We start from the raw sequence: 24,263 nt of genomic DNA on the forward strand, positions 1-24,263 counted from the left end.
CTCAGCCCTCGGGCGCGGGCGCGGTTGGGGCGGTGATCAGGTTGAAGGCGGAGAAGGCCAGTCCGAAGCCGAACAGGGTGCCGATGGCCCAGAGGCTGTCGGAGGGCCACTCGGCGATCAGCATCCCCCCCAGCACCACGGTGACGATGCCATCGAGCAGCACCAGGCCCCGGGCCGGCCCGGCGCCGGCGGCGGCGCCCGCCAGCTCCATCACCCCCTCGACGGCCAGCAGGACGCCGATGAACAGGGTCAGGCTCACGGTGCTGGCCACCGGGAAGGCCACCAGGCCGATGCCGCCGACCACGTAGAGCACCCCGGAGATGGCCCGGAACACCTTGCTGCGGGTGTCATCGGCCGAGGTGAGCCGCAGCAGCTGGGAGACGCCCGCCGCCGCTGCCACCCCGCCCAGGGCGATGGTCAGCAGGGTGGCCGACACGAAGGGAAGCGCCAGGCAGAGGACGGCCGCCACCAGCAGCAGACCGGCGGTGACCCAGCGCAGGGTGGGAGAAGCGGGGACGGACAAGGGCTTGGGGAGGCTGGTGGGAGGTTAGGCCGCTTTCCCCGGGCCGACCGCCATGCTCAGCTGGTGCGCGGCGGGCCGTTGTAGAGGATCGCCACCACCCGGCGGCCGTCCGGGGCGATCTTGATCTCGGTTTCCGTGGTGGCGGGGAGCCCCTTGGCTTCCCAGCCGGGGGGGCCTCCGAGGAAGCGGTAGACGAAGCCGTCAGCGTCGCTGCGCACCAGGCAGGGGTTGGTGGCCGCCGAGGTGGTGAACATGCAGTTGGCCGGGGTGTACACCGTCAGCCCGCCGTTGCTGAGCACGGCCGCGTTGCGGGCCAGGTTGAGGGCCCGGATCTCGTTGAAGGGGACTCCCTGGGACAGGGCCGGGGCCAGGGGGGCCATCGCCAGCAGCAGTCCCGCGGCAGCGGGCAGCAGGCGGGTCGCGGGTCGGAAGCGGAAGGCCATCGGAGTCCTTGCGGATGTCTCCAGTATCACGGTGGTATCCGAATCCGCGTCTCAAGGCTGCTGGGCTCCGCGGGTGTTGAGGAAAAGGGAGTACAGGGATGATGTGGCGCAGATGAACAGCCGGTTGCGGAAGGGCCCCCCGAAGCAGAGATTGGCCACCCGCTCCGGCACCAGCACCCTGCCCAGCAGGGTGCCGTCGGGGGCGAGGCAGTGGACGCCGTCGCCGGCGCTGCTCCAGACGTTGCCGTGTTCATCGACCCGCAGACCGTCGGCCCAGCCGGGCTCGATCGTGTGGAACACACGGCCACCGCTGAGGCTGCAGCAGTCGGCCGCCACGTCGTACAGCCGGATGTGCCGCTGCGGCGACGGATCCCCCGCAGCCCCACTCTCCACCAGGTAGAGCCTGCGCTCGTCGGGGGAGAAGGCCAGACCGTTGGGGCCGCCCACGTCGCTTACCACCCGCCGCAGCGCGCCGCTGACGGGATCGAAGCGGTACACAGCGGCCGGCTGCTCGGATGCCTGTCGGCCCCCTGTGTAGTCGTTGGCGATGCCATAGAGGGGATCGGTGAACCAGAGGGTTCCGTCCGAGTGCACCACCACGTCGTTGGGGGAGTTGAGTCGCTTGCCGTCAAAGTGGCTCACCAGGGTGGTGAGACGCCCGTCGATCTCCTGCCTGGTGAGGCTGCGGGAGCGGTGATGGCAGGTGATCAGCCGGCCCAGAAGGTCCCGGCACTGACCGTTGCTGAAGTCGGTGCCGGTACGGAACAGCGTCAGCCCGCCCTCCTCGCTCCAGCGCAGGGTGCGGTCGTTGGGGATGTCGTTGAAGAGCAGGCAGCGGTGGTCAGCCAGCCACACCGGTCCTTCGCACCAGCGCATGCCGCCGGCGAGTGTCTCCAGCTCGGCGTTGAACAACACCAGGGCGTCGAAGCGCGGATCGTGGCTGACGGTGCAGGTCATCGGACAAGTCTGCAGCGGGTCACAGCCGAGTCTCGGCCTACCTTGTCGTTTCTGAGTCCACCGCGTCCGTGATCCGACCCCTGGCAGCGCCGGTCACGCCGGAAGCTCTGGCGCGACGGCGGCATCGTTTCTACCGCCGCCTGCTGGTTCTGTGTCTGCTGGTGATGCTGAGCCTGGCGTTTCCCCGCACGCTGCGCCTGGCAGGGGCTGCGGGCTACTTCCTGATCACGGCGCTCACCACCGTGGAGCTGAGCGGCTTCCTCGCCGGCCGGCTCGGACGCACCTGGAGTGATCGGCTGTTCCTGGCGCTGGGCTGCGCCAACCTTCTCTCCCAGCTGTTCTGGTTGCTGACACCCGAGGGGCAGCGCCTGTCGGGAGTGCCCCTGCTGCTGATCACCACACTGTTCATCGGCTGGAGCCTGCTGCGGCTGGTGCGGGTCCTCGGCCGTGAACCCCGGGCCACCCAGGCGGTGGTGAGCGGTGCGGTGGCCGGTTACCTGCTGCTCGGCCTCAGTGGTGGCCTGGTGCTGAGCGTGCTGGAGACGATCGAGCCCGGCAGCTTCCTGGCCAACACCGCCGATGGCCAGGCCGCCATCGTTCGCTCCGATGCGGGGGTGGCTGTCAGAAGCCGATGGGAGCTGGACTTCGCCCGCATCAATTACTTCGCCTTCGTCAGTCTCACCACCACCGGCTATGGCGATATCACCCCGGCCCGGCCCCCGGCGCGGATGGCCAGTGTGGTGCTGGGGATCACCGGGCCGCTCTACATCGCTGTGATCCTGGGGGTGCTGATTAACCGGTTCAAGGGTTCGGAGGGGAGCGCCCCCGGCGACTGAGTCACGCGATCCGGCGGCACGGCCCGCTCCAGGCCCACATCGACGCCGATGTGCTGGTCGGGCCGGCCGGTGATCAGCAGCGCCGTGCGCTGGCGGGTGGCGATCTGCCACATCCATTTGCTGAACAGGGCGATGCGGTTTTCCGTGTCGGGGATGAAGGCGAGGTGGGCCAGGGCCCAGAGCACCCAGCCCGCCAGCCCGCTCACATGCAGCCCGCGCAGATCGGCCACCGCGTACCAGGGGCCGATCACGGCCATGCTGCCGAGATCGAACCAGCGGAAGGGGTCGCTGCGGCGCCCCTCGAGCCCCGCCAGGATGTCCCGCGCCACCCAGGCGCCCATCTGCACGGCTGGGCCCGCCATGCCCGGCAGCACCGTGCCGTCATTGGTGTGGGCGTAGTGGCAGAGGTCGCCCACCGCCCGGATCTCCGGATGACCCGGCAACGAGAAGTCGGCCTCCACCTGCAGCCGGCCGCCCCGATCCACGGGGGCGCCGGTGCGTTCCGCCAGCAGCCGGCCGAGGCGGGAGGCGCGCACGCCGGCGGTCCAGCAGATCGTGGCGGCCTCCAGCTCGCCGATTCCATCGGCGCCGGCGTCCGCCTCGCCAGCGGCGGCGTTCGAGGGGCGCTTGAGGATCACCCGACCGGGCTCGATCGAGGCCACCATCGTGTTCAGGCGCAGTTCGACGCCAGCCCGCTCCAGGTAGTCCGCCGCGTCCTTGGACAGGTTGGCGGCCATCGCCGGCAGCACCCGGTCCACCGCATCCAGCAGGATCACCCGGCACTGGGCGCGTTCGAGCTGCTTGAAGTCCCGGTCCACGGCGCGATGCATCAGCTCGATCAGGGAGCCGGCCAGTTCGCAGCCCGCCGGCCCTGCTCCCACCACCACCACCGATTGCAGGAAGCGGCGCCGCTGGGGGTCGAGGGTCTGCTCGGCTTCTTCGAGGGCCATCAGCAGCCGGCGGCGGATCTCATCGGCGTGCTCCAGGATCTTCATCGGCGGCGCCAGGGGGCGCCATTCCTCATGGCCGAAGTAGGTGCTGCCCGAACCGCTGGCCAGGATCAGGTGGTCGTAGGCGTAGCGGTGGTCGTTGAACACCACCTCCCTGGCCTCGGTGTCGATGTCGACCACCTCGCCCAGCAGGATCTGGATGTTGGCGGCCTCCCCCACCATCTGGCGCAGGGGCGAGGCCACGTCGGCCTCCGACACCAGACCGGAGGCCACCTGGTACAGCAGGGGCTGGAAGAGGTTGAAGTTGCGCTTGTCGATCAGGGTGACGCGCACCGGCTTTCCGGCCAGGGCGTTGCAGGCCTTGAGCCCGGCGAAGCCACCGCCCACGATCACCACGTGGGGCCAGTCGCGCATGGCCTCCAGGGGCGGATCCAGCTGGAGGAAAAAGCGTTCAGGGGCCATCGTCCGCCATCCTCAGAACCCGACCGTAGGCAGCCCGCCCTTCCGGGGCGGTAGTGAAGGACGCGGTTTGCGTTGAAGCGCGGACGCCCATCCCGAGACTGCTAGTTTGATAATGATTCCCATACCTGGCCCGGCGCTGTCGGGACACTGCCCCCATGGCCTCCCCTCGGGATCGCTTGCCTGTCACCGTCCTGACCGGCTACCTCGGCTCCGGCAAGACCACGCTGCTGAACCGGATCCTCACCCACGAGCACGGCATGAAGGTGGCCGTGATCGTCAACGAGTTCGGTGATGTGGGCATCGACAACCAGCTGGTGATCGAGGCCGATGAGGAGATCTTCGAGATGAACAATGGCTGCATCTGTTGCACTGTCCGTGGTGATCTCATCCGCATCATCGGCAACCTGATGAAGCGCCGCGACCGTTTCGACCACCTGGTGATCGAAACCACCGGCCTGGCCGATCCCGCCCCGGTGATTCAGACCTTCTTCGTTGATGAGGACCTGCGCGATCAGCTCAAGCTCGACGCCGTGGTCACCCTGGTTGATCTCAAGCATGTCGAGCAGCACTGGGACAGCGAGGAGGTCCAGGAGCAGCTCGCCTTCGCCGATGTGCTGCTGCTCAACAAGATCGATCTGGTCGATGTTGAGGCCTGCCTGGCCATCCAGCAGCGGACCCGGGCTCTGAATCCATTGGCCCGGGTGATTCCCACCTGCCAGGCCGATGCGGCCATGGATCAGATCCTTGGCGTGGAAGCCTTCAGCCTGGAGCGGGCCCTGGCGATCGATCCGGAGTTTCTGACCTCCGACCACGACCACGAACACGACGGGGCCATCGGCGCGGTGGCCTTCATCGAAGAGCGTCCGATGAGTTACAAGAAATTGGGGCTATGGATCGATCGGTTGGTGACGGAACGGGGCCCGGATCTGTTTCGGATGAAAGGCATCATTCAGTTCGCGGGAGAAACCAACCGCTACGTCCTGCAGTCGGTGCACATGTTGGTGGACAGCGCCATGGATCGCCCCTGGCGCGACGGCGAAACCCCCAGCACCCAGTTCGTCATCATTGGCCGCGATCTCGATGAGGCCGCCCTGCGGGCCGGCTTCGAGGCCTGTGTGGCCTGAGCGCGCCATGGCTCCCCCCCAGACCCTGGTGCAGGAACGCCTGGGCGGTGCCTGCAGCAACGCCATCACCGCCCAGGCCTGGTCGGCCGATGGCGAGCTGCTGGCCATGGCGACGGCTGGCGGTGAGCTGCTGCTGATCGATTTCCGCGCCGGCTGCGAGGAGCTGCTGCGCGGTGAGCGGGACAGCAGCCTCAATGTGGTGGGCTTCAGCGCCGACGACCGCTTTCTGATGGCGGCGGGCCAGGGCGGGGAGCTGCTGCTGTGGGAGCTGGGGGGCTCAGGCGTGCGCCCGATCGCCTTCGATCCCTTGCCCCTGGGGGGCCACTGGCTGGATGCGGCGGCCTGGCAGCCCCAGGGCTGCCTGCTGGCGGTGGGGGCCGGCAAACAGGTGCGGCTGTGGGATGGCGCCAGCCGGACGCTGCGGGTGGAAAGCCAGGAGCTGGAGGGCACGGTGCTGGCCCTGGCCTGGAGCCGTGATGGCCGGCGGCTGGCGGCGTCCTGCCATGGTGCGGTGCTGCTCTGGTCTCCGGACGACCCTGGCCAGCCGCCCCAGCGCTGCGCCACCGCTTCGGCGGGGCTGGCCCTGGGCTGGTCCGGCCAGGGCAACCTGCTGGCCAGCGGTCAGCTGGACGGCTCGCTGATGCTCTGGCCCGACGGCGGGGCCGGCCGCGGCTGGCAGTTCAGTGGCTTCCCCGGCAAGGCACGGGCGCTGAGCTGGTGTGATCAGCCGGGGCGCCTGGCGCCGCTGCTGGCTGTCGCCTCCGCCGACATCGCCGTGATCTGGAGCCAGCAGGATCCCGGTGCCAAAGGCTGGAAGCCGGAACCTCTGGTTCTGCATGAAGGCCGCGTCCATGCGGTCGCCTTTGCCCCCGGCAGCCGCCTGCTGGCCACCGCCTCCAGCGATGGCACGGTGGCGCTCTGGGATGGCCGGGGCCGGCTGCAGCAGCTGCTCGAGGGCGACGGCCAGCCCTTCAACAGCCTCAGCTGGCGACCCGACGGCCGCCATCTGGTCGCCGGTGGTGCGCAGGGCCAGTGGTGGCTCTGGCCCGTCGCCCTGCCCGCATCCGTTCGTACCCGACCGCCCCGTTCCGGAGGATTTGCCCCATGAACCAGTCCCGAGCCCGTCGTCCCCTGCTGGCCCTGGCCGCGGGTCTGTCCGCCCTGGTGTTGGGCTGCCGTCCGGCGGTGGAGTCCCCGGCGCCCCAGGCCGGCCGCGCCGATCGCCCCAAGGTGGTCACCACTTTCCTGCCGATCACCCTGTTCACCCGCGCCGTGGCCGGCGATTGCGCCGAGGTGACGGCGCTGATCCCCGCCGCCAGCGGCCCCCACGACTTCCAGGCCAGGCCGGGGGATGTGGCCGCCATCAGGAACGCCAAGGTGCTGGTGAAGAACGGGCTGGGCATGGAGTCGTTCCTCGACAAGCTGGTCAAGGGCGCCGAAAACCCCGCTCTCCAGGTGATCGACTCCAGCCGCGGCGTCGCCACCCTGGAGAACCCGGACAAGCCCGGTGGGGACCACGACCACGACCACGGCCATGATCACGACCACGGCCACGACCACGGCCACGACCACGGCCCGATCAATCCCCACATCTGGCTCGATCCGGTGCGCGCCGCCCAGCAGGTGGACAACATCCGTGATGGCCTGATCGCGGCCGATCCGGCCTGCGCCGATGGCTACCGCCGCAATGCCGCCGCCTTCAGCGGCGAGCTGCGCCAGCTCAACACCGAGTTCGAGACGCAGCTGGCGCCATTCCGGGGCAAGACCTTCGTGGTGGTCCACGATTTCGCCCCCTACTTCGCCGAGCGCTATGGCCTCAAGGCCGAGTCCATGGTGGATGTGCCGGAGCAGAACCCCTCCCCGGCGGATCTGGCGCGGGTGGCCGAGACGGTGCAGCGCAGCCAGCTGCGGGCCCTGCTCAGCGAACCCCAGGAAGGCAACCGCTCCTTCAACGCCCTGGCCGGCGATCTGGGGATCCGCATCAGCGTCTTCGACCCCCTGGAAACCGGCACTGAGGAGGCCTCCTTGACCCCGGCCACCTACGCAGAGGTGATGCGCCGCAATGTCACCGACCTGGTGAGTGCGTTCCGCTGATGGCCGTTCTGGAGCTCAAGGGTCTGCGGATCGGATGACGGAGTTCTCCCCGCTGGGCACGGTGATCGGCCAACCCTTCATGCAGCGCGCCCTGGTGGGGGGGCTGCTGACAGGGACGCTGGGTGGGCTGCTGGGCAGTTTCGCGGTGCTGCGCCAGCTGTCGTTCTTCAGTGATGCCCTGGGCCATTCCGCGCTGCTGGGCCTCAGCCTGGGCATCCTGCTGGGTCTCAACCCGATCCTGGTGCTGATCCCCTTCGCGGTGGTCTTCGCCCTGCTGGTGAATCTGCTGGTGGAGCGCAGCCAGCTGCCGGCCGACGCGCTGCTGAACATCGTCTATTCCACGTCCCTGGCCTTTGCCGTGGTGGCCCTCAGCCTGGTCACCACCTACCGGGGCGGCATCCAGCAGCTGCTGTTCGGCGACATCCTGGGCATCTCCTGGCTGGATCTCGGCCTGATCGCCGTGCTGTTGCTGGTGGCGGTGGCCTACCTGCTGGTGAGCCTGCGGGCCCAGGTGCTCGTCACCCTGCATGCCGATCTGGCCGGGGCCTTTGGTGTCGGCAATCAATGGCATCGCATCGCCTTCATCCTGCTGCTCGCGGTGGTGGTGGCCGTGTCAATCAAGGCGGTGGGGGTGCTGCTGATCAGCGCCTTCGTGGTGATTCCCGCCTGTGCCTCGCGGCTGGTCAGTCGCCACTTCGGGTCCTATCTGGTGCTCTCTTCGCTGATCGGTGGCAGTTGCGCCGTGCTGGGACTGCTCGGCTCGGGCCTCACCAACCTGCCCTCGGGCCCCTGCGTGGTGATCGTGCAGTTCTTTGGATTCCTGTTGGCCCTGGGCGTGAGCTTGTGGCGGCGGCAGCGGGGCCGATCGGCCCTGGCCTAGCCGGCCGTCGCGTCCTGGCCCGCCGCCAGCACGATATTGGCGCAGGCTTCGGCGTCGGAGAGGGCGTCGTGATGCTGGAGCGGCAGACCCAGATGGCGGCACACATCCGGCAACTTGGTGGGCCGAAGGTTCCAGACCCGCCTGGCCACCTGGACCGTGCAGACAAAGGGTTGGCTGGGAGGCCGCAGGCCGGCCTGCTCGCAGCAGGCCCGCATCACGCCGGCATCAAAACTGGCGTTGTGGGCGGCGATGAAGTGCGCCCCCTCCAGGCAAGCCGCCAGCTGCGGCCAGAGTTCGCCAAACGTGGGTGCATTGGACACCTGCAACCAGCTGATGCCGTGGATGGAGGTGAACTGGAAGGTCCGCCGCGGCGGGCGAATCAAGTGGTGCTCGCGCTGCACGATCCTTCCCTTCTCCACCCGAACCAAGGCAATCGAGCAGGCGCTGTCCCGGCCCTGATCGGCCGTCTCGAAATCCAGAGCCACGAAGCAACCCTGTGGAACGTTCCCCAGGGCAGGGCCGATCACGGGCGCGGGCGATGGTTGCCGCCGGGGCAGGGCGGCTTCGGCGCTGCGCAGAAAGCGCCGCTCGTCGCGGTCCAGATTCGCGGCACCCCAGCGGCTGCGGTACGCCGACAGTTGCTCATAGCGACGGACGTCCTGCTCCGCCCAGCCCACCGCCCTGAGTGCAGCGCCAAGGCTTGGCTCATCCATGGGTCTGACGGCTGGCGTTGGCTCCTCCCTGCTTACCAGAGGCCGCGGATCGACGGGGTGGCAGCCGCTCGGGGGGCACCGCCGAAGCGCCAGCGCACACCGCCGCCGTAGCTGAGCTCATTGACGTTGCTCCTGAAAGAACCCCCCCCGGCGTAAAGGGAGAACTGATCGAAGGTTTCCAGTTCCACGTTCAAGGCGACGTTGAGGTCGTTGGCCCCGGAGTTTCTGAAGTTGAGGCTGCCCTCGAGGCCGGCCTGATCCGCGAACACACCAATGAAGGTGCCGTTGTTGAGCGGCAGGATGGGCCAGGGCCGCGGCGCCACCACTTCCTTGGCCAGCCACGTGGTGCTGGACGTGGACGTGCCGGTGAAGCTGGTCCAGACTCCCCCTCTGGCAAAGGATCTGTTCAGGACCGGATCCCACACAAACCCATCGAAAGGAAGGGCGCTGGCGTTGAACTGGGCAGCACTTCCTGACGGCCAGACAACATTTGGCCCCAGGCCCGTTCCCAGGACAGGATTGGGAAGTCCCAGCTGATCTCCTGTGGCTGCCGAAAGTGCGTGGCTCCACTGCAGCCGCCCAGGACCGTGCCAGGGGCGAAAAACTTGGACAGATCGATGGTATCAATCAAGCCATTGAATGTGCCTTCCAGTGGCGCTGCACTGGAAGGCAGCGGCAGGACCGGCATCAGAAGGCCCATGGCCGTGGGCATGGCCATGGCGTCTGGCACCGCAACTCTGAGTGGCTCTTTCAGGAGTTGTCGGTGTTGGCTTTGCCCTGCACATCGCACCTGGACTTCTTGGCGCTGTCTATCACGACAGTTGACCATCTTCTGCTGAGGGCTTGGGTTGGCCACATGCCTTTGCCCTCTATCGGCACGGTATCAGAATGCACTAAGTCTGTGGCCAATGCCTGTTCAATGTGACTTCTTTTGTTGTCTTTGCCGTTGAAATGTAAGGGAAGCGCACATTTCTGATCCATCGCAGCACGTTGGCGGTGGTTTGTGGCTGGGGTTGCCTTGAGCGTCTTGGCTGTTGCCGCTCCCGTCCTCAGTGCTGGAACCCAGGCCATGGCCTGGATGCGCCATCGATGGACCATGGCTAATCGATTCGCTTGACATCAATGTTCGCTATCTGAAGATGGTTATTGGCTTTGCAGATGGCCGATCCTTTGCCAATTTCTCCGTTCTTCTGAAGGCTTGAAAACGTCCAGCGGATGGTGCGCTGTGCCCCATCATCATCAGTCTCAGAAAAGCCGCTGGTCATGATGTGACTTTCTGGAAACAGAAGTTTCTCCTTCAAAAGATCCTCACAAAGGGTCCGTTGCTCTGTAAGCTTCTCCTTACCCGCCTTTGCTGGTGATGGGGGATTGAAGAAAGTAGAACTGGCAAGCAGACCCAGGCTGCCGAACAGGATCAAGCCAAGAACGAGAACTCCCCGCTTGAGTATTGTTGAATGTTGGCCGACTTGACGACTTCGGTTGCCACGAGGCGTACGGAGACTGCTTGGCCTCTTGACAGGGCTCTTTCTGGCTGAGCTCGCCTTGCGTGCCTGGCGACGTCGCGCTCTGCGTTTGTACCAGGCTGAGAAAGGATTGACGGGATGGGGCATAAATCGAGCGAAAGGATTGTACCGATGTGATTCGGAGGATAAGACCCAAGATCTTGGGATATCGTTTGCGTAGCTGCAGCCTCCAATAATACGATTCTGACGAGCTTCGGAAACACTCTGTTTCTAACAGAGGGCTGGCCCCTCACCGACAAGCCTCGTGGCTGGAGCCAAGGGACGCAACAGTTCATAGTCCCTCCCCACAGAACTTGCAGTGACGAGCATCCTGATCGTGCCCTGTCCTCAGGCACTTCTGGCATACCACTTCCGTCTTCAGGCTCTCCTCGTGCTGGCGGACGCTGGCTTGGCCGATCTCGGCACTGATGATGCCCGTGGGGACGGCGATGATGCTGTAGCCCAGCAACATCACCACCGAGGCCAGGAAACGGCCCAGGGTGGTCTGCGGCGTCACGTCGCCATAGCCCACGGTGGTGATGGTGACGATCGCCCAGTAGATCCCCACGGGGATGCTGCGGAAGCCCCGTTCCGGGCCCTCGATCACGTACATCAATGAACCGATCACTGTGACCAGGGTGATCATCGCCAGCAGGAACACCGAGATCTTGCGCCGACCCGCCACGATCGCCTCCCAGAGAAGATTGGATTCCCTCAGGTATTCGCCAAGCTTCAACACACGAAAGACGCGCATCACCCGCAGCATCCGCACCACCAGGAACACCTGGGCGCCACTGACCAGCAGGCCCAGGAAGCTGGGCACGATCGAGAGCAGATCCACCACGCCAAAGAAGCTGCGGGCATAGAGCAGCGGCGATCTCACGCACAGCAGTCGCAGCAGGTATTCGAGCGTGAACAGCAGCGTGAATCCCCACTCCAGCAACTGGAACTGGCGGCTCCAGGCCAACCGCAGCACCGGATCACTTTCGATCACCACGGCCCCCACACTCAGCACAATCGCGATCAGCAGCACCACGTCGAACGTCTTGCCGGCGGGAGTGTCGGTTTCGAAGATCATGCGGTAGAGAAACACCTTCCCGACCGTTCGGCGGATCAGCAAGGCCAGCAGCAGCAGGCCGCCCAGGATGATGGCGATCAGTTGGACCGGTGGCATCAGCTGCTGTCCCCCAGGTACGAGGCCCGCAGCCCCGCATCAGCCAGCAGGGACTCAGCGCGGCCTTCCAGGCTGATGCTGCCAGCCTCCAGCACCACGCCGCGGTCGGCGATCTCCAGGGCGGCGGTGGCGTTCTGCTCCACCAGCAGCATCGACAGTCCTTCGCGGTGCAGCGCCGCCAAAGCGGCCATCACCTCGGCCACGAGCTTCGGCGCCAGCCCCAGGCTGGGCTCATCCAGCAGCAGCAGGCTGGGCCGGCCCATCAGGGCCCGGGCGATCGCCAGCATCTGCTGCTCGCCCCCCGACAGATGGCCGGCCAGCTGGCGGCGCCGTTCCGCCAGACGCGGAAACAGGCTGTAGCAGCGCTCCAGGTCGGCGGCGATGCCGGCCCGATCGCGCCGCAGCCAGGCGCCCAGCTCCAGGTTGGTGGCCACGGTCTGGCGGGCCAGCACCCGCCGCCCCTCCGGGCAGTGGCCGATGCCGAGTCGCACCGTGCGGTGGGTGGGCACTCCCGCCAGGTCGACGCCGCGCCACAGCACCTGGCCGGCGGCGGCGCCCACCAGCCGGGAGATGGCCCGCAAGGTGGTGCTCTTGCCGGCGCCGTTGGCCCCGAGCAGGGTCACCAGCTCGCCTTCCTGCAGCTGCAGATCGAGGCCGCGCAGGGCGGTGAGGGGTCCATAGCGCACGGTGAGTCGGCGCAGCTCCAGCAGCGGCGTCATCGCCCCTCTCCGGCGGCGCTTCCCTGGCCGCCGCCCGAGCCGCCCAGGTAGGCCTCGATCACGAGCGGGTCGCGGCGCACCTCGGCGGGGCTGCCGAGGGCGATCCGTCTGCCGAAGTTGAGCACCGCCAGCCGATCGCAGAGGCGCATCATCAGCGGCACGTGGTGCTCGATGATCAGCACCGTCAGGGAGTAGTGGTCGCGGATCCGGCCGATCAGCTGCCGCAGGTCGTCCTTCTCGGCCGGGTTCATGCCGGCGGCGGGTTCATCCAGCAGCAGCAGCCGTGGCGCCGTCGCCAGGGCCCGGGCGATCTCCAGCCGGCGGCGGTCGCCATAGGGCAGATCCCCGGCCCGCTGCTCGGCCAGGGCTTCGAGCTCCAGCAGCGCCAGCAGTTCCATCGCCCGGGCCTCCAGCCGCCCCTGGTGGCGGCGAAAGGCCCCATGGCCCAGCAGCGCCCCCAGCAGGGGGGCGCGGGCGGCGTGGTGCAGACCCACCAGTACGTTCTCGCGCACCGAGAGGCTCTCGAACAGGCGCAGGTTCTGGAAGGTGCGGGCGATGCCAAGCCGGTTGAGGCGGCAGGCCCCCAGCCCCGCGGTGGGCACACCCCGCCACAGGCAGCGGCCGCTGCTGGCGGTGGTGAGGCCGGAGATCACGTTGAACAGGGTGGTCTTGCCGGCGCCGTTGGGCCCGATCAGGCCGAAGATCTCCCCCTCCACCAGCTCCAGGCTCACCCGATCGAGGGCCAGCAGGCCGCCGAAGCGGCAGCTGATCCCCTCCACCTGCAACAGGGGAGCTGCGGCCGCGGCGATGCCATCGGAGCTGGCGCTCATGGGGCCTGCGGCGCTCGGCCCAGCAGGGCGCCCAGCCCCCGCAGCCGCTCTGCCGTCACCAGTCCCTGGGGAAAGAACAGCGGTCCGAGCAGGATGACGGAGCCGAACAGGATCAGGCGCAGGTCCCCCACGGGCCGCAGCAGCTCCGGCAGGGCGGTGAGCACCAGGCCCCCCAGCACCGGCCCCAGCCAGTACCGCGAACCGCCGAACACCACGAAGGCCAGGGTGGTGATGCTGGCGTCGAAGCTGCCGGCCCGGGCGTTCCAGGCGTTGAGGAAATGGGCCGCCAGTGCCCCGGTGACGCCGGCGAGCACGGCACTGGCCACGAAAGCGATCAGCTTGGTGCGCGGCGTGTCGATGCCCACGCTGGCGGCCGCCAGTTCGTCGTCGCGGATGGCGGCCATCGCCCGCCCCAGCCGCAGGACCTCCAGCCGCTGACACAGCCAGCAGGCCAGGGCCAGCAGAACCAGGGTGAACAGCACGTAGCCGTCGGCCTGCTCGAAGGGCTGGGGGATGGCGAAGATGCCCATGGCGCCGCCGGTGAAGGGCAGGTTGAGGTTGAGCACCCGCAGGATCTCCACAAGAGCGATGGTGGCGATGGCCAGGTAGATGCCCCGCAGCTGCAGCACCGGGCCGCCGATCGCCAGGGCGATCAGTCCCGCCAGGATCCCCCCCAGCACCATCTCCGCCACCAGGGCCCACAGCGGTGAGGTGGCACCGCTGCCGGCGAAGGCGGCAACGCGGGTGGAGAGCAGGGCCGCCACATAGCCCCCCACCGCATAGAAGCCGGGGGTGGCCAGCGACAGCTGGCCGCAGCGCAGGGGCAGGTAGACCGAGAGCGCCAGCAGGGCGCCGAGCAGCATCTGTTCGAGCAGGGCGGCGTCCATGGCCTCACACCTTGGTGGGCAGGGGCCGGCCCAGCAGCCCCCGGGGCCGCAGCAGCAGCACCAGGAACAGAAAGCCATAGCTCACCGCATCCTTGTAACCCGACCAGTCGGCCGGCACGAAGGCTTCCGCCAGGCCGACGATCAGCCCGCCCAGCACCGCCCCCGGCACGCTGCCCAGCCCCCCCAGCACCAGCACCGCCAGCCCCTTGAGGCCGTAGCCGATGCCGAAGTAGGGGCCGGCGATGCTGACGCTCAGCCCCACCAGCCCGCCGGCCACCCCGGCCAGGAAGCCGCTGAGCCCGAAGGCCAGCCGCACCATCGCCGTGCTGTCGATGCCCAGCAGCTGGGCGGTTTCGGGGTCCTCGGCCACCGCCTGCAGCCCCCTGCCGTTGCGGCTGCCCTCCAGCCAGAGGCTGAGCAGGGCCAGCAGCAGCACGGCGACCCCCAGCAGCAGGGCCTGCACCGTGCGCACCCGGGCGCCCAGCAGGGGGAAGGAGGCCGGCAGGCCGCCGAGGACGCTGGTGGGGATGGCGTAGCTCTCCGCCCCCACCAGCAGCTGGATCAGGTTCACCAGGATCACGCCGGCCCCCAGGCTGGTGATCAGGGCCAGCAGCGGATCGGCCCGGCGGCGACGCAACGGGCGGAAGGCCACCCGCTCCACCAGCAGGGCCACCAGCGCCGCCCCCAGCCCCGCCAGGGGCAGGGCGCCCCAGAACGGCAGGGCGAATGGCAACTGGAATCCAGCCATCAGACCATTGGCCCCTATCGCGCCGCCGATCAGCAGATACGTGAAGTAGGCCCCGAGGGTGAACACGGCCCCGTGGGCGAAGTTGATCACCCCGAGCACCGAGAACACCAGGGTGTAGCCCAGGGCGAACAGCCCGTACACCGCCCCCACCGACAGACCGTTGACCAGGATCTGGATCAGGTCCACCCGGCGATCACTTCAACAGGGCGAAGCGTCCGGAGCGCCCGCCGGGATCCATGCGCACCTGGGCCACGGAGAACTGGCTCTGGATCACTTCACCCTCGGGGGTGAAACGGATCTCGCCCAGGGGGGTGGCATAGGTGCCGGCCAGGATCTCCTGCATCAGCTGCTTGCGGGCCGCCGCCAGGGGGGCGCCGGCCAGGGGCTGGCGTTTGTCGAGGCGCACCAGGGCCTCGCCGATCACCTGCAGGGCCGTGTAGGCCTGGGCGGTGAGCTGGGGCGGGATGGCGCCGCCTTTGGCCGCCTTGAAGGCCTTCAGGAAGGCCGCATTGGCGGGGGTGTCCAGCTCGGGGCTGTAGGCCTGGGCGATCAGCAGCCCGTCGCAGTACTTCTGGCAGATCGGATAGATGTTGGGGGTGTTCATGCCGTTGCCGGCCACGATCAGGCCCCGATACCCCAGCTCCCGCAGCTGGCGGATCAGGTTGCCCCCATCCACCGCCTGCAGCGACACCACGATCAGATCGGGTTTTTCCCGCAGGGCCGCGCTGATCTGGTTCTGGAAGTCCTGGTCGTTGAGCTGGGTGCGCTGCACCGTCACCGGTTCGAGGCCCTTCTCCTTGAGGGAGGCCTGGAAGATGGTGGTTTCGGCGGTGCTGTAAGCGTCGTCCTGGGCATAGAACACAGCCGCCCGCTTCAGCCCCGGCTGCATCTTCAGGGCCTGCGCGATGGCCATCGGCGCGATCACCGCACTGGAGGCGGAGACCCGGCTGATGAAGAAACCGATCTCGGGGATGCCGTCGGCGGTGTTGGAGGGGGCCACCACGGGGACACCGCGGCGCTGGGCGATGGGGTCGGCGGAGAAGGCCTGCTGGGAGAGGGTGGGGCCGACGAGCGCCAGCACGCCCCGGTTGATCTGCAGGGTGAAGGCCGCATTGGCCCCCGGTTCGTCGCTGCCGCTGTCCTCCAGGGCCAGCGTCAGGGGGCGGCCGTTGATGCCGCCACTGGTGTTGCGCTGCTGGAGGGCCAGTTCCAGGCCAACCTTCTGGTCCTGGCCGTAAACGTTGGCGTTGCCGGTAAGGGCCAGCACCGCTCCCACCGGCACTCCGCCCGCCAGAGCAACGGGCTGGTCGCCGGGATCGGAGGCACAGCCCGCGAGCAGCAGGGTCAGGGTCAGCAGCCCCGTGCCGACCCGCTGCAGACCGCCGACGCTCACGCCAGCGAGAGGAAGACGTCGCGGAAGGCGGCGATGGTCGCGTCGATGTCGGCGTCGCTGTGGGCCAGGGAGGTGAAGCCGGCCTCAAAAGCGCTTGGTGCCAGATAGACACCACGCTCGAGCATGCCGCGGTGCAGCCGACCGAAGCGGGCCGTATCGGCGGCCTTGGCCTGCTCAAAGTTGTGCACCGGCCCCTCGCAGAGGAAGAAGCCGAACATGGCGCTGATGCTGCTGCCACAGCAGGGCACACCCGCCTCGGCGGCGGCGGCGCGGATGCCGTCGCTGAGCCGGCGGGTGATCGTCTCCAGCCGCTCGTAGGTGCCGGGTTGCTTCAGCAGCTGCAGGGTCTTGATGCCGGCGGTCATGGCCAAGGGGTTGCCGCTCAGGGTGCCGGCCTGATACATCGGCCCTGCCGGCGCCACCATGGCCATGATGTCGGCCCGACCGCCGTAGGCCCCCACCGGCAGGCCGCCGCCGATCACCTTGCCCATGGTGGTGAGGTCCGGGGTGACGCCGAAGCGGGCCTGGGCACCGCCGTAGCTGATGCGGAAGCCTGTCATGACTTCGTCGAACACCAGCAGGGCGCCGTTCTCCGTGGTGAGCTCACGCAGGCCTTCGAGGAAGCCGGGCTCGGGGGTGATGAAGCCCGCGTTGCCCACCACCGGCTCGAGGATCACCCCGGAGATCTCACCGGGGTTGTTGGCGAACAGCTCTTTGACCGATTCCAGACAGTTGTAGGGAGCGGTGAGGGTGCCGGCCGTGACCGCCCGCGGCACCCCGGGGGAATCGGGCAGGCCAAGGGTGGCCACCCCGGAGCCCGCCTTGACCAGGAACATGTCCGCGTGACCGTGGTAGCAGCCCTCGAACTTGATCACCTTCTCGCGGCCGGTGAAGGCGCGCATCAGCCGCAGCACCGCCATGCAGGCCTCGGTGCCGGAATTCACAAAGCGCACCATCTCCACCGACGGCACGGCGGCGATCACCAGCTCGGCCAGCTCGTTCTCGAGCACGCAGGGGGCACCGAAGCTGGTGCCCTTCTCCAGGGCCTCGTGAAGGGCGGCGATCACTTCCGGGTGGCTGTGGCCGCAGATGGCGGGCCCCCAGCTGCCGACGTAATCGATGTAGCGGTTGCCGTCCACATCCCAGGCGTAGGCGCCCTTCACGCGGTCGAACACGATCGGCTGGCCGCCCACCGACTTGAAGGCGCGCACCGGCGAGTTGACGCCGCCGGGCATGAGGGTCTGGGCGGCGGCGAAGATCTCCTCGGAGCGGGTGGTGAGGAGAGCAGGGGCCGAGGTGGGCGCTGAAGGGGTGGCCGAACTCAAGGCGGGATCCGCGGAGGGTGGACGCATTCGTTTCCCATCCTGACCCAGAAGGGTGCCGGGGTGTCTGGCCTCAGTAAGTTCGGAAGCAATGCCCCCCCTTCCCCGTCCCAACGGAGCCCCTGTGTGACGATCGACTGGGCCGCGATGGAGCGCCACTGCCGCGCCCTGCTGCCGGCACGGGCGGTGGTGGCGGCGCCCCAGGAACTGCTGGCCTACGACTGCGACGGGCTCACCCTGCACCGGGCCCAGCCGTCGCTGGTGGTGCTGCCGGAGACCACCGAGCAGGTGGCCGCGGTCCTGCGGCTCTGCCACCGCTTGGGGGTGCCCTTCGTGGCGAGGGGCAGCGGCACCGGTCTCTCCGGTGGTGCCCTGGCCGAGAACGGGGCGCTGGTGATCGCCACCACCCGCATGCGCTCGATCCTGGAGGTGGATCTCGCCAACCGGCGCATCACCGTGCAGCCCGGGGTGATCAATGGCTGGGTCACCCGGGCGGTGGCCGGCGACGGCTTCTATTACGCCCCTGACCCCTCCAGCCAGGTGGTGTGCAGCATCGGCGGCAACGTGGCTGAGAACTCCGGTGGGGTGCACTGCCTCAAGTACGGCGTCACCAGCAACCACGTGCTGGAGATGGAGGTGGTGCTGCCCGATGGCACAGTCACCACCCTGGGCAGCGGCCTGGCCGAAACCCCCGAGCTGGATCTGCGCGGGGTGTTCATCGGCAGCGAGGGCACCCTCGGCATCGCCACTGCGATCACCCTGCGGCTGCTGCGGGCCCCCCAGGGCGTGGCGGTGCTGCTGGCCGATTTCACCGCCATGGAGGCCGCCGGTGAGGCGGTGCGCCTGGTCACCGCCGCCGGGGTGCTGCCGGCGGGGATGGAGATCATGGACAACGTCACCATCAACGCCGTCGACGATCTGTTCGGCCACGACGAATACCCCCGGGATGCGGCGGCGGTGCTGCTGATCGAACTGGATGGGCAGGAGCGGGAGGTGTCGGCGGCCGTGGAGATCGCCGGTGAGCTGTGCCGCCAGGCCGGCGCCCGCACGATCCGGCGCGCCTCCAGCGAGGCCGACCGGGCCCTGCTGTGGAAGGGCCGCAAGTCCGCCTTTGCCGCCGTTGGCCGGATCACCCCCACCTATTACGTGCAGGACGGCGTGGTGCCCCGCAGTGCCCTGCCCTCCGTGCTGGCGGCGATCGAGGAGCTCAGCCGCCGCTACGCGCTACCGGTGGCCAACGTGTTCCATGCCGGTGATGGCAATCTCCACCCCCTGATCCTCTACCGGGCCGACGAACCCGGCGTGATCGACCGGGTGCAGGCCCTCGGTGCCGACATCCTGCGCCTCTGCATCGAGGCCGGCGGCAGCATCACCGGCGAGCACGGGGTGGGCAGCGACAAGCGCTGCTACCTCGACTGGATGTTCGCCCCCGACGACCTGGCCACCATGCGTCTGGTGCGGGAGGCCTTCGATCCGGCGGGTCTGGCCAACCCCGGCAAGATCTTCCCCACGCCGCGCAGCTGCGGCGAATCGGCGCGGCGCCAGGTTGCGTTGCAGACGGTTCGGCTGGAGGAGGCCTGCCGCGAGCCGATGGACGTCTACTGAGCCATGTCCAGCTGGCAGACGTTTCTCTCCAGTCCCGCCTATGTCATCAATCTGGCCTCCCGCCCCCAGCGGCTGGAGCCAACGATTCAGCGTCTTCAGGAAGCGGGATTCTGCAATGTCAGACGGTGGCCGGCGGTGGATGGAACCACGGCGGATCTAGCGGCTCTGTTCGCGAGTCATGGGTTCAAGGCGCTGGCCGATGTTGATGACTTTCTGATTCGACCAGGTTCCCAGGGATGCTTCTTGTCCCACTTCAGATTGATGAAACATGCCATCGAAGCAGGCCATGAGCTGGTGCATATCTTCGAGGACGATATCGTTTTCCCCTCCTTCTGGCGAAGTTACGCCGAGCGCTTCCATGCCGCCACCCCCCGGGACTGGAACGTGCTTTTCATGGGGTCCCAGCTCGATTTCGACTATCTTCCCCGGCTCTCGTTGGCGCGGGTTCTGGGTAAGTGCCAACGGAAGATCCCTCGCTTTCCTGCCATCCATGGGCCCGTTGCCTGGATGCACGATGTGGTGCGCTTGCCGTTGTTCTGCACCCATGCCTATACCTTGACACGCAAAGCCTGCATGGAACTGACCGAGTGGATCGGGAGCCAGGCCCATCCCTACGCGATCGATTTCATGTATTACGACGGCATGAGGGGGCATCCGCGCATCAGCTGTTTCCCATTGGCTTGGTATGCCTGGAACAGCAGGCGTCTGTTTCCCCACACCAAAGAGAGAGGCAGGACGATTCACTGGATCAGGCGAAATTCGGGGCTGGTGTTTCAAGACGAGGATTACGGCTCGGACATCATTCAGCGCTGAGCCTTGACGGATGGACCCAGGCGCAGCAGCCGTTCAGTGAACGGCCTTGCGGCAGAGTCCATCGACGCACCGTGCCGCCGTCCCATCCCTATGCCTCGCCCCCTCCCCGCTACCCTGGCTCTTGGCCTCCTGATCGGGGCGGCCGCCCCAGCCCATGCCCAGTCCCCGGTTGTCAACCTGGTGGCCAAAAGGGTGGTGGAGCGCTACCAGAAATCCACCTGTGACCAACTCTGGGCCGCCCGCAGTGAGCGGCGTGGGTCGCAGGAACAGCGGGTGCTCGACATGCTCAATGACGATCCCCAGATGCGCCAGACCTTCATCGATCAGATCGCCGGCCCGGTGATGAACAAGTTGATCGTCTGCGGGATGATCCCCTGAGCGGCCCCCTCGGCTGGCAGCCCTCAGCCAGCAGCCGTGAGCCACCAGCGCCCCAGGCCCACCACGGTGGCGATGCCGATCACGGGCAGGGCCCCGAGGCCCCGTCCCAGCAGCGCCACAGCCGCCAGCAGCACCGCCACGGCGCCGCCATCGAGAGTTCCGGCTGGGGCCAGGGCAGGCCCGGCCAGGTAGAGCGCCAGGCTCAGGATCACCCCCACCACGGCGGCGGTGATGGCGGTGAGGGGTGCGCCGACGCGCAGGTCCTCGCGGCTCGCCTCGACCAGGGGACCGCCGGCCAGGATGAACAGGAACGACGGCAGGAAGGTGAACCACACCACCACCAGGGCGGCCACCACGCCGGCCGAAAGGGTGCCGCTGCCGTTCCAGCCCCCCATGAAGCCCACGAAGGCCACCACCATGATCAATGGCCCAGGTGTGGTCTCCCCGAGGGCCAGGCCGTCCACCATCTGGCCGGCCTCCAGCCAGCCGAAGCTCTCCACCGCCCCCTGGGCCACGTAGGGGAGCACGGCGTAGGCGCCCCCGAAGCTGATCAGGGCCACCTTGGTGAAGAACCGGGCCATGGTGGCGAGCTGGCCGTTCCAGCCGCCCGCCAGGCTCAGCAGGGCCAGGGGCAGGCCGAGGGCCACCCCGCCCCCCAGCAGGGTGAGGCCGAAGCGGCGCCAGTGGAAGCGGGCATGGGCGGGCGTGGGCGTGTCATCGCCGTGCAGGGCGGCGCCAGGGGGAGTGGCCCCTGGCGTGGCATTCGGAGTGGCGCTGGCTACAGCCCGCGACGGGGCCTGGAACAGGGCTGGTCGCAGCCGGCCACCGATCCAGCCCACCAGGGCCGTGGCGAGGATCAGGGCCGGGTAGGGCACCCGAGCCACACTCAGGGCCAGACAGGCCGCCGCCGCGATCAGCACCAGGGCGGGGTTGTGGAGCGTGCGCCGCCCCAGCCGCCAGGTCGCCTGGAGCACGATCCCCAGCACGGCCGGTTTGAGCGCCCAGAACACCGCCACCAGCACCGGAAGCTGGCCCCAGAGGGCATAGATCGCCGAGAGGCTCAGCAGCACCAGCACCGAGGGCAGCAGGAACAGGCCCCCGGCGATCAGGGCGCCGCCCAGGCCGTGCATCAGCCAGCCGAGATAGGTGGCCAGCTGGGTGGCTTCCGGCCCCGGCAGCAGCATGCAGTAGTTGAGCGCGTGCAGAAAGCGCCGCTCCGACAGCCAGCGCCGGCGCTCCACTAGCTCGGCGTGCAGCAGCCCGATCTGACCGGCCGGCCCACCGAAGCTGACCAGCCCCAGCCGCAGCCAGAAGCGGGCGGCGCTGGCGAGGCTGAAAGGATCCTGCGTCATCGTTCAGCCATTCCAGGTGCACACCTTAATCAGCCTGGCGGTTGTCGAAGCCAGCTCACGGAGTCCATCATCGGGCCTGGGAATCTGATGTGCTTTCACTTACACCTTGCCGACCAAAGTGGAAGCAAGATTCGCTCAGTTCTGGTGTCTGTCTCGCCAGCCTGAAGCCGATGCGACGCCAACCCCGGATCGATGAGTTATCGGAGCCATCAGGGGAATCCAGTGACCGTACCTTCTTCAGTCCCTGGACGAATTGGCGGGCCTGGGTCGTGATTCTTGGTGGTGTTGTCATCGGTTATGGGATCGGCTTTTCGCCCCAGTTGTTCATCGTCCTGGCGATGGTGTGTCTGGCTTGCGGCTGGTTCTTCGGGCGTTGATCCGCACCCAAAGTCTTTTCACACCCTGTGGCCATCCATGCTCATGTCAGTTGATTCGACTCCATCGTCAGTGGTCCATGCCCCGGCGCTTCAGCCCCTGCCCAACATCCTCGGCCCGACCCTGCTGCTGGTTGTTGGGTTCCTGATGGTCCCCATCAACCCACCCCCTGCTCTGTGTCGGATTCGGCCATCAGGACGCGATTCAATCCTCAGCCGTGCAGCTGGCGGAGCAGCTGCTCAACCTCGGCTACCGCCATGTCTTCTGTCTGGCCTAGGCGATTCGGGGGGTGACGGGATCCGGTGGCTGGTGCCGCACCACCTCTCCGTCCACCAGCAGCACGGCTTCCCCCGCCTGCAATGGAAGCCATTCCTCGTCCGTGGTGAGTGGTTCGGTGCTGACGATCGTCACGACGTCATCAGCGCCGGCCAGCTCGGAGAAGTCGACGCTGAGGTCGTCATCGGCGAGGGTGGCCCGGCCGAAGGGAGACCGGCGTGTGATCCGGTGCAGCCGGCTGCTGGCGTGGGCGAACAGCCAGCTGCCGTTGCTGATCAGGCAGTTGAATGTGCCCAGCTTCGCGAGTCGCCGCGAACTCTCCACCAGCGTGGCGAAGCTGGCATCGAGGTCCTCCGGATCGGCCCCGGCGGCGTTCAGCTGCTCCAGGATCCAGCAGAAGGCGATTTCGCTGTCGGTGGATCCCTCCGGCCGAAACAGGTGCGTGTCCGGCAGGCCCCCCAGCAGGTTGCCGTTATGGGCGAACACCCACTCGCGGCCGCGCCAGCGGCGGTGGAAGGGGTGGCAGTTCTCCAGGGCCACCACCCCCTGGGTGGCCTTGCGGATGTGGGCGATCGAGCAGCGGGAGCGCAGATCCAGGCGGGCCACTTTGGCGGCGATGGGCGAGAAGGCAGCCGGGGCGTCCTCCCGGTACAGATGCACCCCACGGCCGTCGGGGTCGAAGCTGGCCACCCCCCAACCGTCGGCATGGCACCCGGTGGCTCCTCCCCGCCGGGTGAGGCCATGGAAGGAGAAGCGCATGTCGGTGGGGGTGTTGGCGCTGAGGGCCAGCAGTTCACACATCTCCCGAGGTCCACCGTCGCCCCCATTGTCTCCGTCCGGATCAGCGCGAGCTTCTGAACAGCTGGTCCCAGACCCCGTCCTTGGCGAAGAAGGTGGCGTTGATCGTGTTCCAGCCTCCGAAGTCGCCGGCCGAGAAGACCTGCTTCACGGGGGCGAAGCGGCCCTTGACCCGGCTCCAGACGCCGGGATTGACCGGACGGAAGCCCTCCTCGGCGAAGATCTCCTGGGCCGGCTCGCTTTGCAGGTAGGCGGCCAGAGCTTCGGCGGCCTTGCGGGTGCCCTTGCGGTCCACGTTGCGGTCGATGACGGTCACCGGGCCCTCGATGCGGATGTTCACCTCCGGCACGATGAAGGGCGCTTTGAGATCACCGGTCCGTGTCGCCAGGATCGCTGCGTTCTCGTAATTCAGCAGCACGTCGCCCTGGCCGCGCTTGAGGAACACGTCGCTGGCCTCGCGGGCGTCCCTGGGCAGGTTGTCGACGTTGCGGTAGACCGAATTCACGTAGGACTTCGCCTGGGCCTCGCTGCCCCCGGTCTGGCTGATGGAGCCCCAGAGGCCCAGGAAGTTCCAGCGGGCGCCGCCGGAGGTCTTGGGATTGGCCGTCACCACGGTGACGCTGGGCTTGGCCAGATCCGCCCAGGTGCGAACACCTTTGGGATTGCCGTCGCGCGTGACGAAGGCCACCACCGAGTGGGTGATGATCGATCCGCCCGGCAGGTCCTTCTCCCAGCCCGGCTGCACCAGGCCCTCCTCCTGAAGTTTGAGCACGTCACCGGCCAGGGCCAGGGTGGCCACGTCGGCATCGAGGCCATCGATGATCGCCCGGGACTGGGAACCGGAGCCGCCGTAGCTGGCCTTGACGGCAATGGCCTGGCCGGTTCTGGCCTTCCAGTCGGCTTCGAACTTGGGCAGGATCCGGTCGTAGGCCCCCTTGGTCACGGCGTAGCTCACCAGCAGCAGCTCCTGGGGAGCGTTGCTGCCGCCGGCACCGGCGCCTTCCTCGGGCCGGGGGCTGCAGCCGGTCAGGGCCAGGCCCCCGAGCAGGAGACCGCTGATGGCGAGGGGGGCGGTGGAACGAGCGAAGCGGGAAACCACGGTTCTTTGA

General features: G+C 67.9%; 27 protein-coding genes. 8 read left to right on the forward strand and 19 right to left on the reverse strand.

What is annotated here, in order from left to right; translation table 11 throughout:
- Window position 1 precedes the first annotated feature (1 nt).
- Genes KBY95_RS11495 through KBY95_RS11505 form a run of 3 tightly spaced genes read right to left on the reverse strand, consistent with a single transcriptional unit; the run spans window position 2 to window position 1,923 of the window.
- Window positions 2-523, reverse strand: coding sequence for an HdeD family acid-resistance protein (locus tag KBY95_RS11495; RefSeq protein WP_254965136.1), 522 nt, complete (start codon window positions 521-523; stop codon window positions 2-4).
- Window positions 524-579: 56 nt separating this feature from the next.
- The gene (locus KBY95_RS11500; RefSeq protein WP_254965137.1) at window positions 580-966 is read right to left on the reverse strand and encodes a hypothetical protein; all 387 of its coding nucleotides are present in this window, start codon (window positions 964-966) and stop codon (window positions 580-582) included.
- 51 nt (window positions 967-1,017) lie between these two features.
- Entirely contained in the window at window positions 1,018-1,923 is a 906-nt protein-coding gene (locus KBY95_RS11505) for an SMP-30/gluconolactonase/LRE family protein (protein ID WP_254965138.1), read from the reverse strand.
- A 68-nt stretch (window positions 1,924-1,991) separates the two neighbouring features.
- On the opposite strand from KBY95_RS11505, the gene KBY95_RS11510 reads away from it, so the two are divergent.
- Window positions 1,992-2,759, forward strand: a complete 768-nt coding sequence (locus KBY95_RS11510) for a potassium channel family protein (RefSeq protein ID WP_254965139.1) — start codon at window positions 1,992-1,994, stop codon at window positions 2,757-2,759.
- Here the strand turns inward: KBY95_RS11510 and KBY95_RS11515 are convergent.
- Window positions 2,687-4,171 carry an NAD(P)/FAD-dependent oxidoreductase gene (locus KBY95_RS11515; RefSeq protein ID WP_254965141.1) on the reverse strand — a complete coding sequence of 495 codons (1,485 nt, stop codon included), beginning with the start codon at window positions 4,169-4,171 and terminating at the stop codon, window positions 2,687-2,689. The two genes, KBY95_RS11510 and KBY95_RS11515, sit on opposite strands and share 73 nt — an antisense overlap.
- A gap of 155 nt (window positions 4,172-4,326) precedes the next feature.
- Between KBY95_RS11515 and KBY95_RS11520 the strand changes: the two genes are divergently transcribed.
- Genes KBY95_RS11520 through KBY95_RS11540 form a run of 4 tightly spaced genes read left to right on the forward strand, consistent with a single transcriptional unit; the run spans window position 4,327 to window position 8,269 of the window.
- Window positions 4,327-5,295, forward strand: a complete 969-nt coding sequence (locus tag KBY95_RS11520; protein ID WP_254965142.1) for a GTP-binding protein — start codon at window positions 4,327-4,329, stop codon at window positions 5,293-5,295.
- Window positions 5,296-5,302: 7 nt separating this feature from the next.
- A complete protein-coding gene (locus KBY95_RS16295; RefSeq protein ID WP_261353655.1) occupies window positions 5,303-6,403 on the forward strand; it encodes a WD40 repeat domain-containing protein in 1,101 nt (366 codons plus the stop codon).
- The gene (locus KBY95_RS11535; protein WP_254965143.1) at window positions 6,400-7,389 is read left to right on the forward strand and encodes a metal ABC transporter solute-binding protein, Zn/Mn family; all 990 of its coding nucleotides are present in this window, start codon (window positions 6,400-6,402) and stop codon (window positions 7,387-7,389) included. The genes KBY95_RS16295 and KBY95_RS11535 overlap by 4 nt, the downstream gene beginning before the upstream one ends.
- A gap of 34 nt (window positions 7,390-7,423) precedes the next feature.
- A complete protein-coding gene (locus KBY95_RS11540; RefSeq protein ID WP_254965144.1) occupies window positions 7,424-8,269 on the forward strand; it encodes a metal ABC transporter permease in 846 nt (281 codons plus the stop codon).
- Here the strand turns inward: KBY95_RS11540 and KBY95_RS11545 are convergent.
- From KBY95_RS11545 to hemL, 12 genes are all read right to left on the reverse strand, one after another.
- Window positions 8,266-8,982: a 3'-5' exonuclease gene (locus KBY95_RS11545; protein ID WP_254965145.1), complete on the reverse strand. Its 717-nt coding sequence runs from the start codon at window positions 8,980-8,982 to the stop codon at window positions 8,266-8,268. The two genes, KBY95_RS11540 and KBY95_RS11545, sit on opposite strands and share 4 nt — an antisense overlap.
- Before the next feature lie 32 nt (window positions 8,983-9,014).
- Window positions 9,015-9,305 carry a hypothetical protein gene (locus tag KBY95_RS11550; protein ID WP_254965146.1) on the reverse strand — a complete coding sequence of 97 codons (291 nt, stop codon included), beginning with the start codon at window positions 9,303-9,305 and terminating at the stop codon, window positions 9,015-9,017.
- Window positions 9,306-9,388: 83 nt separating this feature from the next.
- Window positions 9,389-9,700, reverse strand: coding sequence for a hypothetical protein (locus tag KBY95_RS11555; RefSeq protein WP_254965147.1), 312 nt, complete (start codon window positions 9,698-9,700; stop codon window positions 9,389-9,391).
- A gap of 32 nt (window positions 9,701-9,732) precedes the next feature.
- The gene (locus KBY95_RS11560; protein ID WP_254965148.1) at window positions 9,733-10,053 is read right to left on the reverse strand and encodes a hypothetical protein; all 321 of its coding nucleotides are present in this window, start codon (window positions 10,051-10,053) and stop codon (window positions 9,733-9,735) included.
- 29 nt (window positions 10,054-10,082) lie between these two features.
- Window positions 10,083-10,400, reverse strand: a complete 318-nt coding sequence (locus tag KBY95_RS11565) for a hypothetical protein (protein WP_254965149.1) — start codon at window positions 10,398-10,400, stop codon at window positions 10,083-10,085.
- Window positions 10,401-10,776: 376 nt separating this feature from the next.
- The gene (locus KBY95_RS11570) at window positions 10,777-11,658 is read right to left on the reverse strand and encodes an ion transporter (protein ID WP_254965150.1); all 882 of its coding nucleotides are present in this window, start codon (window positions 11,656-11,658) and stop codon (window positions 10,777-10,779) included.
- Window positions 11,658-12,377 (reverse strand): ABC transporter ATP-binding protein, encoded by a 720-nt coding sequence (locus KBY95_RS11575; protein ID WP_254965151.1) that lies wholly within the window; start codon window positions 12,375-12,377, stop codon window positions 11,658-11,660. The genes KBY95_RS11570 and KBY95_RS11575 overlap by 1 nt, the downstream gene beginning before the upstream one ends.
- Window positions 12,374-13,207, reverse strand: coding sequence for an ABC transporter ATP-binding protein (locus KBY95_RS11580; protein ID WP_254965152.1), 834 nt, complete (start codon window positions 13,205-13,207; stop codon window positions 12,374-12,376). Before KBY95_RS11580 ends, KBY95_RS11575 begins: the two co-directional genes overlap by 4 nt.
- The gene (locus KBY95_RS11585; protein WP_254965153.1) at window positions 13,204-14,094 is read right to left on the reverse strand and encodes a branched-chain amino acid ABC transporter permease; all 891 of its coding nucleotides are present in this window, start codon (window positions 14,092-14,094) and stop codon (window positions 13,204-13,206) included. Before KBY95_RS11585 ends, KBY95_RS11580 begins: the two co-directional genes overlap by 4 nt.
- Before the next feature lie 4 nt (window positions 14,095-14,098).
- A complete protein-coding gene (locus KBY95_RS11590) occupies window positions 14,099-15,028 on the reverse strand; it encodes a branched-chain amino acid ABC transporter permease (RefSeq protein WP_254965154.1) in 930 nt (309 codons plus the stop codon).
- 7 nt (window positions 15,029-15,035) lie between these two features.
- Window positions 15,036-16,235: an ABC transporter substrate-binding protein gene (locus KBY95_RS11595; RefSeq protein WP_254965155.1), complete on the reverse strand. Its 1,200-nt coding sequence runs from the start codon at window positions 16,233-16,235 to the stop codon at window positions 15,036-15,038.
- The gene (gene hemL, locus KBY95_RS11600) at window positions 16,232-17,560 is read right to left on the reverse strand and encodes a glutamate-1-semialdehyde 2,1-aminomutase (protein WP_254965156.1); all 1,329 of its coding nucleotides are present in this window, start codon (window positions 17,558-17,560) and stop codon (window positions 16,232-16,234) included. The genes KBY95_RS11595 and hemL overlap by 4 nt, the downstream gene beginning before the upstream one ends.
- A gap of 123 nt (window positions 17,561-17,683) precedes the next feature.
- On the opposite strand from hemL, the gene KBY95_RS11605 reads away from it, so the two are divergent.
- The 3 genes from KBY95_RS11605 to KBY95_RS11615 all read left to right on the forward strand — a co-directional run bounded on the left by KBY95_RS11605 (window position 17,684) and on the right by KBY95_RS11615 (window position 20,353).
- Window positions 17,684-19,162 carry an FAD-linked oxidase C-terminal domain-containing protein gene (locus KBY95_RS11605; RefSeq protein WP_254965157.1) on the forward strand — a complete coding sequence of 493 codons (1,479 nt, stop codon included), beginning with the start codon at window positions 17,684-17,686 and terminating at the stop codon, window positions 19,160-19,162.
- Window positions 19,163-19,165: 3 nt separating this feature from the next.
- Entirely contained in the window at window positions 19,166-19,975 is an 810-nt protein-coding gene (locus KBY95_RS11610) for a glycosyltransferase family 25 protein (protein ID WP_254965158.1), read from the forward strand.
- Between the two features lie 90 nt (window positions 19,976-20,065).
- Window positions 20,066-20,353, forward strand: coding sequence for a hypothetical protein (locus KBY95_RS11615; RefSeq protein WP_254965159.1), 288 nt, complete (start codon window positions 20,066-20,068; stop codon window positions 20,351-20,353).
- Between the two features lie 23 nt (window positions 20,354-20,376).
- On the opposite strand, the gene chrA is transcribed toward KBY95_RS11615, so the two are convergent.
- The 3 genes from chrA to KBY95_RS11630 form a co-directional block, all read right to left on the reverse strand.
- Window positions 20,377-21,705, reverse strand: coding sequence for a chromate efflux transporter (gene chrA / locus KBY95_RS11620; protein WP_254965160.1), 1,329 nt, complete (start codon window positions 21,703-21,705; stop codon window positions 20,377-20,379).
- Window positions 21,706-22,353: 648 nt separating this feature from the next.
- Window positions 22,354-23,157: a class II glutamine amidotransferase gene (locus KBY95_RS11625; protein ID WP_254965161.1), complete on the reverse strand. Its 804-nt coding sequence runs from the start codon at window positions 23,155-23,157 to the stop codon at window positions 22,354-22,356.
- A 40-nt stretch (window positions 23,158-23,197) separates the two neighbouring features.
- Window positions 23,198-24,253, reverse strand: coding sequence for a sulfate ABC transporter substrate-binding protein (locus KBY95_RS11630; protein WP_254965162.1), 1,056 nt, complete (start codon window positions 24,251-24,253; stop codon window positions 23,198-23,200).
- Window positions 24,254-24,263 lie beyond the last annotated feature (10 nt).

This window comes from Cyanobium sp. Aljojuca 7A6 (assembly GCF_024346455.1).
Classification (GTDB): domain Bacteria; phylum Cyanobacteriota; class Cyanobacteriia; order PCC-6307; family Cyanobiaceae; genus Cyanobium.